This is a genomic window from Pseudomonas guariconensis, from assembly GCF_040822035.1.
In the GTDB taxonomy this organism is placed as follows: domain Bacteria; phylum Pseudomonadota; class Gammaproteobacteria; order Pseudomonadales; family Pseudomonadaceae; genus Aquipseudomonas; species Aquipseudomonas guariconensis.
Map to the genome: position 1 here is coordinate 548,718 of NZ_CP162012.1, position 16,106 is coordinate 564,823.

The window sequence follows — 16,106 nt, forward strand, 5'->3', positions numbered from 1 at the left end:
TTCACCAGACTGACGACGAGAACCCATGGCCAATCCCAGCGCTAGCGCCTATAACGCAGACGCCATCGAAGTCCTCTCGGGCCTTGACCCGGTCCGCAAGCGGCCGGGCATGTATACCGATACCAGCCGGCCCAACCACCTGGCCCAGGAAGTCATCGACAACAGTGTCGACGAAGCCCTGGCCGGCCACGCCCGTTCGGTACAGGTGATTCTCCACGCCGATCATTCGCTGGAAGTCTGCGACGATGGTCGCGGCATGCCGGTGGACATTCACCCCGAGGAGGGGGTGTCCGGGGTCGAGCTGATCCTCACCAAGCTGCATGCTGGCGGCAAGTTCTCCAACAAGAACTACCAATTCTCCGGCGGCCTGCATGGGGTGGGCATCTCGGTGGTCAACGCCTTGTCCAGCCAAGTCCGCGTACGCGTCAAGCGCGATGGCACCGAGTACCAGATGACCTTCGCCGATGGCTACAAGGCCAGCGAACTGGAGGTGGTCGGCACTGTTGGCAAGCGCAACACTGGCACCAGCGTCTATTTCAGCCCCGACCCGAAATACTTCGATTCACCTAAGTTTTCCATCAGCCGCCTCAAGCATGTGCTCAAGGCCAAGGCCGTGCTTTGCCCAGGCCTTCTAGTCAGCTTCGAAGACAAAGCCAGCGGCGAAAAGGTCGAATGGCATTACGAGGACGGCCTGCGCTCGTACCTGGTCGATTCGGTCAGCGAGTTCATGCGTCTGCCCGACGAGCCGTTCTGCGGCAGCCTCGCGGGCAACAAGGAGGCGGTCGACTGGGCCTTGCTATGGTTGCCCGAGGGCGGCGACAGCGTCCAGGAAAGCTATGTCAACCTGATCCCCACCGCCCAGGGCGGCACGCACGTCAATGGTCTGCGCCAGGGGCTGCTGGATGCGATGCGCGAGTTCTGCGAGTTTCGCAACCTGCTGCCGCGTGGCGTCAAGCTGGCGCCCGAGGATGTCTGGGAGCGCATCACCTTCGTCTTGTCCATGAAGATGCAGGAGCCACAGTTCTCTGGCCAGACCAAGGAGCGCCTGTCATCCCGCGAGGCGGCGGCGTTCGTTTCCGGCGTGGTCAAGGATGCGTTCAGCCTGTGGCTCAATGCCCACCCCGAGCTGGGCATGCAATTGGCGGAGCTGGCCATCAGCAACGCTGGGCGTCGTCTGAAGGCGAGCAAGAAGGTCGAACGCAAGCGCATCACCCAAGGCCCGGCACTGCCTGGCAAGCTGGCCGACTGCGCAGGCCAGGACCCGATGCGTGCCGAGCTGTTCCTGGTCGAAGGTGACTCGGCCGGCGGTTCGGCCAAACAGGCGCGTGACAAGGAGTTCCAGGCGATCCTGCCCCTGCGCGGCAAGATCCTCAACACCTGGGAAGTCGATGGTGGCGAAGTCCTCGCCAGCCAGGAGGTGCACAACATCGCCGTGGCCATCGGGGTCGATCCGGGCGCTGCGGACCTGTCGCAGTTGCGCTACGGCAAGATCTGCATCCTCGCCGACGCCGACTCCGACGGTCTGCATATCGCCACGCTGCTATGTGCCTTGTTCGTTCAGCACTTCCGCCCGCTGGTGGAAGCCGGTCACGTGTACGTGGCCATGCCACCGCTGTATCGCATCGACCTGGGCAAGGAGATCTACTACGCCCTCGACGAGGCGGAACGCGACGGCATCCTGGACCGCCTGGTGGCCGAGAAGAAACGTGGCAAACCGCAGGTCACCCGATTCAAGGGGCTGGGCGAGATGAACCCACCGCAGTTGCGCGAGACCACCATGGATCCGAACACCCGGCGCCTGGTCCAGCTGACCCTGGACGATGTGCAGGGCACCACCGAGATCATGGACATGCTGCTGGCCAAGAAGCGCGCCGGCGATCGCAAGAGCTGGCTGGAGACCAAAGGTAATCTCGCCGAGGTACTGGTTTGACCCGCCTGCTCGCGGCGGTCTGCCTGCTGTTGGTCGCCTTGCCGAGCCTGGCGGCCAACTGGCCTGAGCTCAAGATGAGCGAGGAACACCCGGTCGATGGCATGCGCGGTGGCAACCTGTCGGGCCTGGCCTGGTGCCGTGGGGCCTTGTGGACGGTGTCCGACCGGGACGACGACCGCATCTACCGCCTCGATCAGCAGGACCGGACCTGGCGTGCCCAGCCACTGACGTTCACCCCGCCACCGGTGCCGGAGAGCGGTCTGCCTTGGGGATTGAAGTCGCGTAATTGGGCGGCCTCTTATATCCGCGGCGGCGAGCTGGACTTCGAGGGCATCAGCTGTGATCAGGCCGGCAACTTCTACCTGATCAGCGAAGCCCATGCCGCGGTGTTGCAACTGCCTGCCGATGGCGAACCGCGCTGGCTGAAGATCGACCCGGCCATGGTGCGCCAGGCGCGTGCCAGCGGCATGCTGCTGCACTTCAATGCACTGTTCGAAGGGCTGGCAGTCCACCCGTCCGGGGATCGTCTGTGGCTGGCGGCCGAGCGGGAGCGACGCGGTCTGCTGCTGGTAGAACGCCAGCAGTCGGTCTGGAACTGCGCACGCAGCTGTGTGTTGCTCAGCGAGGCGGGCGTCGAAATGCAGCCCAAGCAAATGCCCAATCCGCAGGCCATGGCGCGGGACTTCTCCGACCTGGCATGGTACGAGGGCAAACTGTACACCCTCGAACGCAACGCCTATCGCATCTGCCGCCGTGACAGCGAGAGCGGGCAGGTCGAGCGTTGCTGGTCGTTCGCCGCCGATGCCTTGGTTGAATCGCGCCGCTACGACCAACCGTATGGGCTGGCCGAGGCGTTGGTGATCGACGCCAAAGGTGCCTGGGTGGGTGTGGACAACAACAACGGCGATCGTGCCGATGGTGAGGCTCGTCCAATCGTCTGGCGTTTCGCGGCCCCTGAAGGTGGCTGGAACGCCAAGCCGTAGGCTTGCCGGCCGATTTGAATTTACCCGGCGCGGCGGTAGTTGCCGTCGCGCCAGAACCTGAAATGACGAGGCCCGCATGAGCGACTCACTGGAACTCAGTCTCGAAGGCGTCGAACGCCGCTCCTTGGCTGACTTCACCGAACAGGCCTACCTCAACTACTCCATGTACGTGATCATGGACCGTGCCTTGCCGCATATCGGCGACGGTCTGAAGCCGGTGCAACGACGCATCGTCTACGCCATGAGCGAGTTGGGGCTCGATGCCGATGCCAAGCACAAGAAATCGGCGCGCACCGTCGGTGACGTGCTCGGCAAGTTCCACCCCCATGGCGACTCGGCCTGCTACGAGGCCATGGTGCTGATGGCCCAGCCATTCAGCTACCGCTATACCCTGGTCGATGGCCAGGGCAACTGGGGTGCGCCGGACGATCCGAAGTCATTCGCCGCCATGCGTTACACCGAGGCGCGCCTGTCGCGTTATTCGGAGGTGTTACTCAGCGAGCTGGGCCAGGGCACTGTCGACTGGGTGCCGAACTTCGACGGCACGCTCCAGGAGCCTGCCGTGTTGCCGGCGCGCCTGCCGAACATCCTGCTCAACGGCACCACCGGCATCGCCGTGGGCATGGCCACCGACGTGCCACCGCACAACCTGCGTGAAGTCGCCAGCGCTTGCGTGCGCCTGCTCGACGAGCCCAAGGCCACCATCGAGCAACTGTGCGAGCACATCCAGGGGCCGGACTATCCGACCGAAGCCGAGATCGTCACGCCGCGCGCCGAGATCCTCAAGCTCTACGAGAGCGGCCGTGGCTCGATCCGCATGCGCGCCGTATACCGGGTAGAAGACGGCGACATCGTGGTGACGGCCCTGCCGCACCAGGTCTCCGGTGCCAAGGTGTTGGAGCAGATCGCCGCGCAAATGCAGGCCAAGAAGCTGCCGATGGTCGCCGACCTGCGCGATGAGTCGGATCACGAGAACCCCTGCCGTATCGTCATCATCCCGCGTTCGAACCGGGTGGATGCCGACGAACTGATGCAGCATCTGTTCGCCACCACGGACCTCGAGAGCAGCTATCGGGTCAACGTCAACATCATCGGTCTGGACGGCCGGCCGCAGCTGAAGAACCTGCGTGCCTTGCTGCTCGAATGGTTGGAGTACCGCATCGGTACCGTCCGCCGCCGCTTGCAGCACCGTCTGGAGAAGGTCGAGAAACGCCTGCATCTGTTGGAAGGCTTGCTCACAGCGTTTCTCAACCTGGATGAAGTCATCCACATCATTCGCACCGAAGACCAGCCCAAGCAGGCTCTGATCGCTCGCTTCGACCTCACCGAGGTTCAGGCCGATTACATCCTCGAGACCCGCCTGCGTCAGCTGGCGCGCCTGGAAGAGATGAAGATCCGCGGCGAGCAGGACGAACTGCTGAAGGAACAGGCCAAGCTGCTGGCGCTGCTGGGCAGCGATGCCAAGCTGCGCAAGCTGGTGCGCAGTGAGCTGATCAAGGATGCCGAGACCTACGGCGACGACCGCCGCTCGCCGATCGTCGAGCGAGCTGAGGCCAAGGCACTCTCGGAAAACGAGCTGATGCCGACCGAGCCTGTTACCGTCGTGCTTTCCGAGAAGGGCTGGGTACGCTGCGCCAAGGGGCATGACATCGATGCCACAGGCCTGTCCTACAAGGCCGGTGATGGCTTCAAGGGAGCTGCCGCGGGCCGCTCCAATCAGTACGCCGTGTTCATCGATTCCACCGGGCGCAGCTATTCGCTGGCTGCCCACAGCTTGCCTTCGGCACGTGGCCAGGGTGAACCGCTGACCGGTCGTCTGACGCCGCCACCGGGCGCGAGCTTCGAATGCGTGCTGCTGCCTGATGACGATGCGCTCTATGTGGTAGCCTCCGACGCCGGCTACGGCTTCGTGGTCAAAGGCGAAGACCTGCAGGCGAAGAACAAGGCCGGCAAAGGGCTGCTCAGTCTGCCCAACGGCGCCAAGGTCATGACTCCAAGGCCGGTGACGGACCGGGAGCAGGACTGGCTGGCTGCGGTGACCACCGAAGGTCGCCTGCTGATCTTCAAGGTCAGCGATCTGCCGCAATTGGGCAAAGGCAAGGGCAACAAGATCATCGGCGTGCCCGGTGACCGGGTCGCCAGCCGTGAAGAGTTTGTCACTGACCTTGCGGTAGTGAGTGAGGGGGCGACCCTTGTATTGCAAGCGGGCAAGCGTACGCTATCTCTCAAGCCTGACGATCTTGAGCATTACAAAGGCGAGCGGGGACGGCGTGGCAGCAAGCTGCCGCGTGGCTTCCAGCGCGTGGATGGCATGGCGGTTGAACGCCCTGAGTGAACCGGCTGTCTGTCTGAAGCGGCAATTACAGCGTCATTTCAGGCAGAAATGCTGGAGTCGGGCGGTTATTTCGCGGATGATAGTGCCCTTGCGGTACCGGCGTGGCCGTGTGCCCGTAAGAATCTACATGAGTATCACTGCGGTTTGCCCCTGGGCGACCGCTTGGATGGGATGAATGAAATTTCTGCGCCTTCCATTTGCGCTGTTGATGACAGGTCTGCTGGGACTGAGCGGATGCAGCATGCATCAGCCGGTAGCCTTGTATCAGCTGGACAGCGGTGATCCAGGCCAGCCCTCGCAGAGCGCCGGCATGGCGGTTGTGCTCGGCCCGGTATCGGTCGCCGATTACCTGCAACGTGAAACCTTCCTGCAGCGTCAGCCTGATGGCAGCCTGACCTCGGCGACCGACGGTCGTTGGGCCGGCAGTTTGTCCTCGGACATCGATCAGTTGCTGGTTCGCCAATTGGCCTGGCGTCTGGACAGCCAGCGCGTGGTCCTGGCCCCGGCGACCGCCGGTTTCAATCCTGACGTGCAAGTGTTGCTGTCGATTACCCGCCTGGATTCGGGCAAGAACCAGCCGGCGATTCTCGACGCCCAGTGGCGCCTGCTCGATCGTCGCGGCAAGGTACGGGATAACCGTATCGTTCACCTGGAGCAGCCACACGAGGGCTCCGAGGCGTCCCAGGTGCAGGCCCAGGGGCAATTGCTGCAGAAGCTGGCCGAGCAGCTCAGTGTTGCGGTCAAACCGCTGGCTAACCAGCCGGCAATTGCTGAAGAGACCCCGCCTCAACGCAAGTCCGCCCCGGTTCAAGTCAAGAAGGGGCCTGAGAAGCCAAAGATTCCGATGGCCTCGCCGATTCGGACCGACATGGAGGTCTACCGGTTCTAAACCGATAGACACAAAAAAGCCCGCAGCGATGCGGGCTTTTTTTTGCTTCGTGAAGTGCTGGTGATTCGAGCTGTTGGAACGGTTGCGAATTAGAAGGCCGGTGTACGGACCCTCGCAGGTTGAGCCAGCTCCTACGGTGCGCTGGCTCGGCCCCAATCGTTCCTGAAGCTCAGGCCCGGCGCTCGTGCATGCGCGCCAACTGGCGCTCGAGCATGGACGGATAGGGCTCCATCAGTCGCTCGACGCAGCAGGCGCCTTCTGGGCTGGCTATCGGGCGGATGCGGGCTCGTTGACGAATCAGTCCATCATCGCTGATCTTGCGCTCCACCAGCAGCAAGTTACGGCTGTGCTGCGAGAGCGCCAGGGCATCCTGGGCTTTTTCGGTCATCAGCAGGTCGACCTGCTCCAGACCCTGCAGGTCGTCTGCCAGGACCAAGCCCAGCTGCAGTTGCAGGGTGATGCCACTGTCGGCCACCTCGATCTGCAAGGCATGGCCCAGCGCCCGTAGCAGTTCGCCGCAGCAGATGGCATTGGTCAGGTAATCCTCGCCACAGTCGCGACTGTGGAACAGCAACAGGGTGCTGCCATCGTTGAGGGTGTAGGTCTCGCCGTCATACAGCGATGCGGCCTGCTCCAGGCAGTCGCGATAGCGCTCCAGCAACTCGGTCAGGCGTGTGCGGGGCAGGCGGCGCAGTTGCTCCTGGGAGCCCAGTTGCACGGCGAGCACGGCGCTGTACTGCGGCTCGTCGGACACAGCAGCGACAGGCTTGGCGTGGCTGTCCTCGGCGTCGATCAGACCGGCGAAGGCATCATCGTCCTCGTCGTCTTCAGTTGCGATCTTGGTTTTTGTCGTGGCCTTGGGGGTAACGACGACTTCGTCCAGGTCCTCGAAATCTTCTTCGATTTCCTCCGGTTCTGGCGGCGGGGGTGGTGCCAGGCGGGTGTGCAACTGACGCGCCAGGTCGCCGATCTCGTCCTGACGGTCGGTTGCAGGCGTATATGGGTGCGGGTCGCGCAGCCACACGCGTAACTGCAAGAGCGGCGTGGTGATGTGACGGCCCAGGCGCAGGCTCAGGGCCAGTGCCAAGGCCAGCAGGATGCCGCCGAGGATACCCATGCTCTGCAGGCTGATGGTCATCGGCTGCTGGAACTGACTCATGTCCAGGCTGATGCGCAGTTGCCCGGCGGTCACGTCCTGGAAGGTGATCTTGGTCTGGTAAAGCCCTTCAGCCTCGCCCAGCAGTCCGTTCTTCGGCCGTTGGCCGGCTTCGGCCAGCATGCGGTTGTCCACGCTGTAGATGGCCGCATGGGCCACCAGCGGATTCTTCACCAGATTGCCCAGCAATACGTTGAGGCTGAGGATGTCATTCGACACCAGCAGCTCGGTCGCCGAGTTGGCGGTCTGGATGGTCAGGCTCTGGCCGAGGGCGTCGGCCTGCTCATGCATGGCCTGCCGGAACTGCAGACCCATGACGCAGGCATAGACCACCAGCGCCAGGGCCACCAGGAAAATATTGTGGCTGGCGATGCGCAGAGCCAGCGGAACGCGACGCTGGCGCAGGGCTCGGAAGATCATCAGGAAGAAGTTATCAGGTTTGACTGGCGTGGGCCGGTTCACAGAGCGCGGCTCTTTATGGCGAAAAAGGTGTTGCGCAGTATAGCGAGCCGTGTTTTGTCGGCAAAGTATCGGTAGCGCCCGATGGTCACGGAAAATCGGTAGAATGCGCATTTTTCATCGAAGTCGGAGCCCGGTCTTGCGCGAAATCGTCCTGATCAACATCACTGGTGAAGACCGTCCCGGTCTCACTGCGGCCATCACTGGCGTCCTGGTCCAGGGCGGTGTGAACATTCTCGACATCGGCCTGGCGGTGATGCATGGCACCCTGTCCTTCGGCATTCTGGTCGATATCCCGGACAACGAAGTGGCCACCAACTTGCTGCAGAGCGTTCAGGCCAAAGCTCATGCGCTGAACCTGCAGGCCCGCTACACGCCCATTTCCGAGGCCGACTACCAGCATTGGGCCGACAGCCAGGGCGAGGCACGCCATATCGTGACGTTGCTCAGCCGCAAAGTGACACCGGAGCAGTTGCAGCGGGTCAGTGCTGTGATCAGCCAGTACGGCCTGACCATCGAGCGCATCGAGCGCCTGTCCGCTCGGGTGTCGCTGGATGCCTCGTGCGAGAAGAGCAAGGCCAGTCTCGAGATTTCCGTACGCGGCGAGCCGAGTGATTCCCAGGCCCTGCGCGCGGACTTCTTCGCCCTGGCCGAGGAGCTGAGCGTCGACATCGCCTTCCAGAAAGATGACCTGTTCCGCCGCAACCGGCGCCTGGCCGTGTTCGACATGGACTCGACGCTGATCGAGGCTGAAGTGATCGACGAGCTGGCCAAGGCCGCCGGTGTGGGCGAGCAAGTGGCGGCGATCACCGAGCGCGCCATGCGCGGTGAGTTGGATTTCCGTGCCAGCTTCAAGGAGCGCATGGCCTTGCTCAAGGGCTTGGATGTTGGCGTGCTGGACCAGATCGGCGCTTCCCTGCGCCTGACGGAGGGGGCCGAGCACCTGTTCGCCGAGCTCAAGCGGCTGGGCTACAAGACAGCGATCTTGTCTGGTGGCTTCTCCTACTTCGCCAAGCAGGTGCAAGCGCGCCTGGGCATCGACTATGTCTTTGCCAACGAACTGGAAGTGGTCGACGGCAAGGTCACCGGCGTCGCTGTTGAGCCGATCGTCGATGCGCAGCGCAAGGCCGATCTGCTGCAGCAACTGGCGAGCGAAGAAGGCCTGCAGTTGGAACAGACCATTGCCGTGGGTGATGGCGCCAACGACCTGCCAATGCTGTCGCTGGCCGGCCTGGGTGTGGCTTTCCGTGCCAAGCCGCTGGTGCGCCAGTCGGCCAAGCAGGCAATCTCCACCCTGGGGCTCGATGGCGTGCTGTACCTGCTGGGCCTACGGGATCGCGACGCGCGTAGCTGAGGTTGGCGCCTAATGACGTAGCTCCATGAAAAAGGCCCCGCCTGTGCGGGGCCTTTTTTCGTGGCGATGACTCAGGCTTGGGCAGGCTGTGCGAGCAACTCGCCCATACGTACCGCAGAGCCTGCACCCAGGCTTTGCGCCCACTTCACCTGCTCTGGGCCAAAAAGCACGATTGCGGTCGAACCCAGCTTGAAACGGCCCAGTTCGGCGCCTTTCTCCAAGTGGATAGGGGCACGGCTGCCTTCGTCGTAGCGGAAGGTCTTGAGTTCACGCTTGGGTGGCGTGACCAGGCCTGCCCAGACCGTCTCGATCGAGGCCACGATCATTGCGCCGACCAGCACTACAGCCATCGGGCCACGCTCCGTATCGAACAGGCAGACTACACGCTCGTTGCGGGCGAACAGCTCGGGTACGTTCTCGGCAGTGGTCTGGTTGACCGAGAACAGCCGGCCTGGCACGTAGACCATTTCTCGCAGGGTGCCGGCCAGTGGCATGTGCACGCGATGGTAGTCCTTAGGCGACAGGTAGATAGTGGCGAACTCCCCCCCCATGAAGGGCGCGGCCAGGGCGGGATCGCCGCCGAGCAGTTCAAGGGCACTGAAACTGTGCCCTTTGGCCTGGAAGATACGGCCATGCTCGATCGGGCCGAGCTGGCTGACGGCACCATCGGCCGGGCACAGGATGGCGCCTGGGGTTTCGTCCAGCGGGCGAGCGCCTGGCTTCAGGGCGCGGGTGAAGAAGGCGTTGAAATGTTCGTAGGCGGTCAGGTCTTCGACCAATGCCTCGGACATGTTCACCTGGTAGCGCTTGGCGAACCAGGCGGTGAAGGCGTTCTTGAACCAGCGGGCGCGGCATTCGGCGACGCAGCCGGCCAGCCGCGAGAGCAGGTGATGCGGCAGCAGGTACTGGCTGATGATGAACAAACGGGATTTCATTGGGTTTCCTTGGAATTTCAAACTTCTACAGGCGTGTCCGGATGGTTGCCCCATTCGCCCCAAGAGCCGGCGTAGGCCTTCACTCGTGGATAGCCGAGGGCTTTGGCCACCAGATAGGTGAAGCCGGAACGATGGTGGGTCTGGCAGTGAGTGATCACTTCCTTGTCCGGGGTGATGCCGAGTTGTTGCAGGATGTCGGCCATGTCCGAGCGGATGCGCAGGTGGTCGTTCAGGTCCATGCCTGCGGTCCACTCGAAGTTGACCGCGCCGGGAATGTGCCCGCCTTTGGCGGCCAGGACTTTCTCGCCTTTGTACTCGCCGGGGCTGCGGGCGTCCCAGATGGCCAGGTCCGCCGCGCCCAGTCGGCTTTGCAGGTATTCGCGGGTGGCGGTGGGCTCTGCATGCAGTTGCAGGCTGACCGGGCTGCCGCCGCTTGGCGGGATTTCAACGCTGAGCTTGTCAGCGGGCCAGGCCTGGATGCCGCCATTTAGGTAGTGGTAACGCGTGTGCCCGATGACATCGAGCAGCCAGATGAAGCGCCCGGCCCAGCCGCCCCCTTCATCGTCGTACACCACATAGACCGCATCGTCCCGGTGCTCGAGTTCACCGAACAGCTTCTCCAGGTCAGCCCGCGCCGGCAGCAACCCAGGTGCCGGTGGTTGTCCCAGCTGGGTGCGCTTGGGATCGACGAACCGGGCGCCAGGGATGTGCCCGCTGCCATAGCGATTGACGCTGGTCAGGTCGACGAGGATCAGCTGTGGCGAATCCAGGCGCGCGAGCAGGTCGGCCGGTTCGATCACCAGGGGCAAGCCGGAAAAGTCAGTCATCCACGATCTCCAGGGTGGAATAGAGGAGGCGATTGTAGCCTAAGGCTCAAGCGTTGCGGTTGGTAAAGGCCGACAGGGCACGCTCGGTGCATTGGGCTGTCTTGCCGAAAGCCTGCACGCTGACATCGGCCATGGGCCTGCCGCCTTGGTCGGCGATCATCAGCATCGTCACCTGGCCGTTGACTGCCAGCGAGCGCAGCAACAAATGCTCGCTGGACAGCAGTGCTCGCAAAGGAGTTGGCAGCAAGGCCGAGAACTGGGCGTGGTTCTCCGGCGTCAGGCGCAGTTGCGCTGCCTGGCCCATCAGCCGTTGCAACAATTTGCTCTGGTTCAGTGGCAGCACCAGCGAGGCTGCCTCCGGGGGCAGACCTGCGGTCTGCTGAACACGCAGGCATTCATTGGGTCTGTCGAGCGCCAGCAGCATGACCCGCTGCATGCCGCAGGCCAGGAGGGCTTCGCGCGCCTGGGTGCTCAGGTGCAGGATGGTGGTGAACGGGCTGGGTTGGACCAGCAACTCGCCACAGATTTTGCGCCAGTGTTCCAGATCCTTACTGGTGGGTGGCTCAGGTGCGAGCATGTCCGGATGCGGTCGCCGCTGGTGCCAGGGCCAGAGCAGCGCTTCGGCGGGATGGAACAGGGCGTGCCGGGCGTGGTGCCGGGCACTGGCTGCCGCTTGCTGGTGAACCTGTTGCTGGACATCGTCGAGCGAGGTTTGTAGGTACAAGGCCGTCAGCAACTGCCAGCGCAGTAGGTGAGGGTTGTCCCAGCCCACCTGCGCCGCCAGAGCCAGTCCGTTGGCCAGCAGCACGGTGTTGGCCGGTTGGTTGAACCAGCGGCGCAGCCCGGGCTCTTCATCCAGACGCTGTTGCTGGGAGAAGGCATCCTGCTCGCGCGCGATGGTCAGGATCTGGGCCAATTGTTCGCGCTCATCGAGCAGCAGGCGATAACCCTGGGTCACCCAGCCGGGCAAGCGCCATTGCTCGGCCATGGCTTGGCACAGGGTCACGATGCGCACGCCGAACAGTGCCTGCTCGACTTCGGCAGCCTCCTCGCCCTTGTGGATGACTCGCAGTTCCCAGGCATCGAGCAATTTAGGGTAGGCCAAAGCCAGGGGCCACAGTGGTGACAAGAACAACAGGCTGCCCCAATGGATCTCTTGCCACAACCGGGCCAGGCGGCTGGCGAACAGGCCACTGGCCTGCTGGGCAGCGTGCTGGCTGATCAGCAGGAACTGACGCAGTACCGGCGGAATATCTTCGCCAGGGACGGCGGGCAGACGTGCCAGCAGGCTCGCGGTGCGGGCCAGACCTAGGCGATTGAGGGCGACTTCCAGGCTCTCGGCGGGTTCGGCCTGGCTGGCGTTGGCCGGATGGTTCGCCTCGCGCATCACCGAAAGCACCAGCGCTGGGCTGTCCTGCATGAGTTCGGCGATGTCGCGCAAAGAGCGCCGGCTATCGTTGATGGCGGCCAGTACCCGGTCATGACTCTCCTTGGGTACTGGCAGGCGGATGCCATCGAGCAGTTTTACCCAGGCATCGAGCGTGGGTGGAATCTGGCTTGGTACCTTAGCGTCCATTGGCATTTTGACATCAGTCCGAACTGGCTTTTCGCATTTTGTGCCTATAGTCTGGCGCAGTTCTGTCGATAAGTAGAAGAAGAGTTTTAAAGCTCCCGCCCCTGACCCTGACCACCACAGCAAGTGCTTTGAACCTATGGCTAAAATTATCGGCATCATCGTCGTATTCGCGAGCGTGCTCGGCGGCTACGTGCTATCCCACGGCAAGATCGCGGCGCTGATCCAGCCGTTCGAAGTGCTGATCATCGGCGGTGCGGCCTTCGGTGCGTTCCTTCAGGCCAACCCTGGTCACATGACCATGCATGTGATCAAGAAGTCGCTGAAGATGTTCGGCACCCGTTTCACTCACACCTTCTACCTGGAGGTGCTGGGCCTGGTCTATGAGATCCTCAACAAGAGCCGCCGCGAGGGCATGATGGCCATCGAGGGTGATATCGAAGACCCAGCCGCCAGCCCCATCTTCGCCAAATACCCGGCCGTTCTGGGCGACGAGCGCATGACCGCGTTCATCTGCGACTACCTGCGCATCATGTCTACCGGCAACATGGCGCCCCACGAGCTCGAAGGCCTGTTCGACATGGAGCTGTTGAACATGAAAGAAGAGCTCGAGCACCCTTCCCATGCGGTGACAGGCATCGCCGATGGCATGCCCGGCTTCGGTATCGTGGCCGCGGTTCTCGGGATTGTCGTGACCATGGCATCGCTGGGCGATGGCGACCAGAAGTCCATCGGTCTGCACGTGGGCGCCGCGCTCGTGGGTACGTTCTTCGGTATTCTCGCGGCCTACGGCTTCTTTGGTCCGTTGGCCAACGCCCTGCGTCATGACGCGAAGGAAGAGCTGAACGTCTACGAGGCAATCAAGGCATCGCTGGTGGCCTCTGCCTCTGGCATGCCGCCGTCGCTGGCCGTGGAGTTCGGGCGCAAGGTGCTTTATCCGGCGCACCGTCCAAGCTTCGCCGAGCTGGAACAAGCGGTTCGCGGTCGCTAAATCATGGAGAACAATCAGCCCATCATCGTCAAGCGCGTCAAGCGCTTTGGCGACGGTCACCACGGCGGTGCCTGGAAGATCGCCTTTGCCGACTTCGCCACCGCGATGATGGCGTTTTTTCTGGTGCTCTGGCTGCTGTCCACGGCCACGCCTGAACAGAAGCTCGCCATCGCTGGCTATTTCAAGGACCCGATAGGCTTCTCCGAGAGCGGCACCCCCTACGTCATCGACCTGGGTGGTTCGCCACAATTGGCGCCGGAGAAAACCATCAATCCGGAAGAAAAATCCGAGCCGACACCTGACACCAGCATCCAGTTGGACAAAGACAAGGTCGAGACCTTGGCCGAGCAGGTCGAGCAGGAGCGCTTGCAATTGCTGTTGCAGGAACTGCAGAACAAGGTCGAGGAAAGCCCGCAACTGCAGAAGTTCAAGGACCAGATCCTGTTCGAGATCACCCAGGACGGCCTGCGCATTCAGATCATGGATGCCGAGAACCGGCCGATGTTCGACCTGGGCAGTGCACGCCTGCAGCCATACTTCGAGGACATCCTGTTGGCCATGGCCGACACCATCAAGGCAGTGCCGAACAAGATCAGCATCAGTGGTCATACCGATGCCAAGCCATACGCCGGCACTGGCGAGTTCGGCAACTGGGAACTGTCGGCCAACCGCGCCAACGCCGCGCGCCGTGCGCTGGTCGCCGGAGGGTATCCGGATGAGCAGGTGGCACGGGTGGTGGGTTATGCCTCGTCGTCGCTGTTCGATCGCAAGGACCCGTTCAACCCGGTCAACCGACGTATCGACATCATTGTCCTGACCAAGAAGGCCCAGCGCACCATCGAAGGCGAGCAGGGCACGCCACAGGCCCCGCCGGCGACAGAACAGGCTCCGGCCAATGGTGCGCCGGGGGCGGCTACCCCGGCCGCGCCGGGCCCGGGCGATACGGCTCAGGCACCGATGCAGCCGCGTGAGCTTCGCCAGAAGCTGAACATCTTCGAAGATGGCGTGTTGAAAATGGACAATACCCAGGAGTGAGACCTGGGCTGGGCCAGTCCACATAAGGCCGCGTCTGCAATCGCTGCAGGCGCGGCCTTGTTTTGTCTGGGAACTGTTCGGCAGACCCGCGCTGGATGACTCAGTAGGTGTCCTGCGGCAGGCTGGCGATGATCGAGCGGTAGCTGTTCATCCGCTGTGGCTTGATGCGCCCGTCATCCAGAGCCTGGAGCAAGGCGCAGCCGGGTTCACGGTCGTGTTTGCAGTCGCGGAAGCGGCAGTGGCCGAGCAGTTCGCGGAACTCGATGAAGCCGGCCTCGACATCGTCGCGGCTGACATGGCCCAGGCCGAATTCGCGGATGCCGGGTGAGTCGATCAGATCACCACCATTGGGGAAATGGTACAGGCGGGCTGTGGTGGTAGTGTGCGTGCCTTGGCCGGACCATTCGGACAGATCGCCCACACGAGTCCTGACCTCCGGCAACAGGCTGTTGACCAGCGATGACTTGCCGACCCCGGACTGGCCAACGAACACGCTGATGTGCTTGTCCAGCGTCTGCTGCAAACGCTGCATGCCCTCGCCCTGATGAGCCGAAACCTCCAAAAGGGGATAACCTAGGTCGCGGTAAACCGCCAGGAGGGCCTCGATGGTCGGGCCGTTCTGCTCATCGATCAGGTCGGCCTTGTTCAGCAGCAGAAGAGGGCGGATGCCTGCGTGTTCGGCGGCGACCAGGTAGCGGTCGATCAGGTTGGCCTGGGGTTCGGGTGCGGGAGCGAAGACGATCACGATCAGGTCGACATTCGCCGCGACCGGCTTGAGCTGGCCGTGATTGTTCGGCCGGCACAGCTCGGCGGTGCGGGGCATCTGCGCGACGATCACACCATTGCCCTGGTTGCCCGCTCGCCATACCACCCGATCGCCAGTGACCAGTGCCGGTAAATTGGCTCGCAAATGACAGCGAAACACCTGGCCCTTGGACTCGCCATCCTGCGCCTCGACCTCCACCTGCACGCCGAAGTGAGCGATCACCAGCCCCAACTGCTCAGGGCCTAGATCACCCCCTTCCAGCTCCTGCAGGGCGTGTTGCTCACGTTTGGCGGCGCGAGCGGCGCGCTCGCCTTGGATTTTTTCGATGCGCCAGTTTTGGCGACGGTTGAGCTGGCGTTTGGCCATGGAGGTTCCGTGTCGGCGGGGCAGAAGGAAAAACGGCTGGCAGTTTAGCACGCCGGAAGCCCTCGCCTTATTCGGTTACGGTTTCGCGGCCAAATGCACGGCGAAAGCTGCTATTTCTATAGAAATGACTACATATATAGAGAGGGTGAAAAAATCGGGGAAACACCCATCCGACGTTAAGCTTCCGGTGGGTATGGAGTTTCCCTAGGCATCTATTTGCCATTGTGCGACGATGCCGCCCTGCACTAGGAGCTGGCACCTTGCCGCTGTGCAGATTCGATACGCAGGATTTCCAAATGATGGCCTGCCACGCAATGACCAAGGAGCGGGGGAAGGCCGCGATATTGTGCCTGATGGACATGCTGATTAGAGTTTTCTACGGTGATTACCCAGCGTTTCTCTACGTGCCCAGGAGCATGGGTGATCGCATTCCTTCGCAGCGTTTCCTGAGTACGGCGGCTGGCCTGGGATCGGAGGTATTGCATTGGAGGTCGGGCGTTTGAGCAT

The 16,106-nt window shown here is 62.7% G+C and carries 12 protein-coding genes; 7 read left to right on the top strand and 5 right to left on the bottom strand.

Annotation, left to right across the window (positions count from 1 at the left end):
* The first annotated feature begins 25 nt into the window (after nucleotides 1-25).
* The 4 genes from parE to AB1N67_RS02510 all read left to right on the top strand — a co-directional run bounded on the left by parE (nucleotide 26) and on the right by AB1N67_RS02510 (nucleotide 6,137).
* Nucleotides 26-1,930, top strand: coding sequence for a DNA topoisomerase IV subunit B (parE, locus tag AB1N67_RS02495; RefSeq protein WP_070571120.1), 1,905 nt, complete (start codon nucleotides 26-28; stop codon nucleotides 1,928-1,930).
* Entirely contained in the window at nucleotides 1,927-2,913 is a 987-nt protein-coding gene (locus AB1N67_RS02500) for an esterase-like activity of phytase family protein (protein ID WP_090343197.1), read from the top strand. The genes parE and AB1N67_RS02500 overlap by 4 nt, the downstream gene beginning before the upstream one ends.
* 76 nt (nucleotides 2,914-2,989) lie before the next feature.
* Nucleotides 2,990-5,248, top strand: coding sequence for a DNA topoisomerase IV subunit A (gene parC, locus AB1N67_RS02505; RefSeq protein ID WP_090343194.1), 2,259 nt, complete (start codon nucleotides 2,990-2,992; stop codon nucleotides 5,246-5,248).
* A 175-nt stretch (nucleotides 5,249-5,423) separates the two neighbouring features.
* Nucleotides 5,424-6,137 carry a membrane integrity-associated transporter subunit PqiC gene (locus AB1N67_RS02510; RefSeq protein WP_070571122.1) on the top strand — a complete coding sequence of 238 codons (714 nt, stop codon included), beginning with the start codon at nucleotides 5,424-5,426 and terminating at the stop codon, nucleotides 6,135-6,137.
* 169 nt (nucleotides 6,138-6,306) lie between these two features.
* On the opposite strand, the gene AB1N67_RS02515 is transcribed toward AB1N67_RS02510, so the two are convergent.
* Complete coding sequence (locus AB1N67_RS02515; RefSeq protein ID WP_367863510.1) at nucleotides 6,307-7,755, bottom strand: histidine kinase; 1,449 nt, start codon at nucleotides 7,753-7,755, stop codon at nucleotides 6,307-6,309.
* 136 nt (nucleotides 7,756-7,891) lie between these two features.
* Here AB1N67_RS02515 and serB point away from each other — a divergent pair, with 136 nt between their 5' ends.
* The gene (serB, locus tag AB1N67_RS02520; protein ID WP_043212004.1) at nucleotides 7,892-9,106 is read left to right on the top strand and encodes a phosphoserine phosphatase SerB; all 1,215 of its coding nucleotides are present in this window, start codon (nucleotides 7,892-7,894) and stop codon (nucleotides 9,104-9,106) included.
* 71 nt (nucleotides 9,107-9,177) lie between these two features.
* On the opposite strand, the gene asd is transcribed toward serB, so the two are convergent.
* Genes asd through AB1N67_RS02535 form a run of 3 tightly spaced genes read right to left on the bottom strand, consistent with a single transcriptional unit; the run spans nucleotide 9,178 to nucleotide 12,450 of the window.
* Entirely contained in the window at nucleotides 9,178-10,041 is an 864-nt protein-coding gene (gene asd, locus AB1N67_RS02525) for an archaetidylserine decarboxylase (RefSeq protein WP_043212003.1), read from the bottom strand.
* Between the two features lie 17 nt (nucleotides 10,042-10,058).
* Nucleotides 10,059-10,868 (bottom strand): rhodanese-like domain-containing protein, encoded by an 810-nt coding sequence (locus tag AB1N67_RS02530; protein WP_043212000.1) that lies wholly within the window; start codon nucleotides 10,866-10,868, stop codon nucleotides 10,059-10,061.
* Nucleotides 10,869-10,914: 46 nt separating this feature from the next.
* Nucleotides 10,915-12,450 (bottom strand): HDOD domain-containing protein, encoded by a 1,536-nt coding sequence (locus AB1N67_RS02535; RefSeq protein ID WP_253132110.1) that lies wholly within the window; start codon nucleotides 12,448-12,450, stop codon nucleotides 10,915-10,917.
* Nucleotides 12,451-12,580: 130 nt separating this feature from the next.
* On the opposite strand from AB1N67_RS02535, the gene motA reads away from it, so the two are divergent.
* Together motA and motB are read left to right on the top strand one after the other, a co-directional pair.
* Nucleotides 12,581-13,432 (top strand): flagellar motor stator protein MotA, encoded by an 852-nt coding sequence (gene motA, locus AB1N67_RS02540; protein ID WP_043211996.1) that lies wholly within the window; start codon nucleotides 12,581-12,583, stop codon nucleotides 13,430-13,432.
* A 3-nt stretch (nucleotides 13,433-13,435) separates the two neighbouring features.
* The gene (gene motB / locus AB1N67_RS02545) at nucleotides 13,436-14,467 is read left to right on the top strand and encodes a flagellar motor protein MotB (protein ID WP_367863511.1); all 1,032 of its coding nucleotides are present in this window, start codon (nucleotides 13,436-13,438) and stop codon (nucleotides 14,465-14,467) included.
* 100 nt (nucleotides 14,468-14,567) lie between these two features.
* Here motB and rsgA read toward each other — a convergent pair whose 3' ends face one another.
* Nucleotides 14,568-15,599, bottom strand: coding sequence for a small ribosomal subunit biogenesis GTPase RsgA (gene rsgA, locus AB1N67_RS02550; protein ID WP_090343180.1), 1,032 nt, complete (start codon nucleotides 15,597-15,599; stop codon nucleotides 14,568-14,570).
* Nucleotides 15,600-16,106 lie beyond the last annotated feature (507 nt).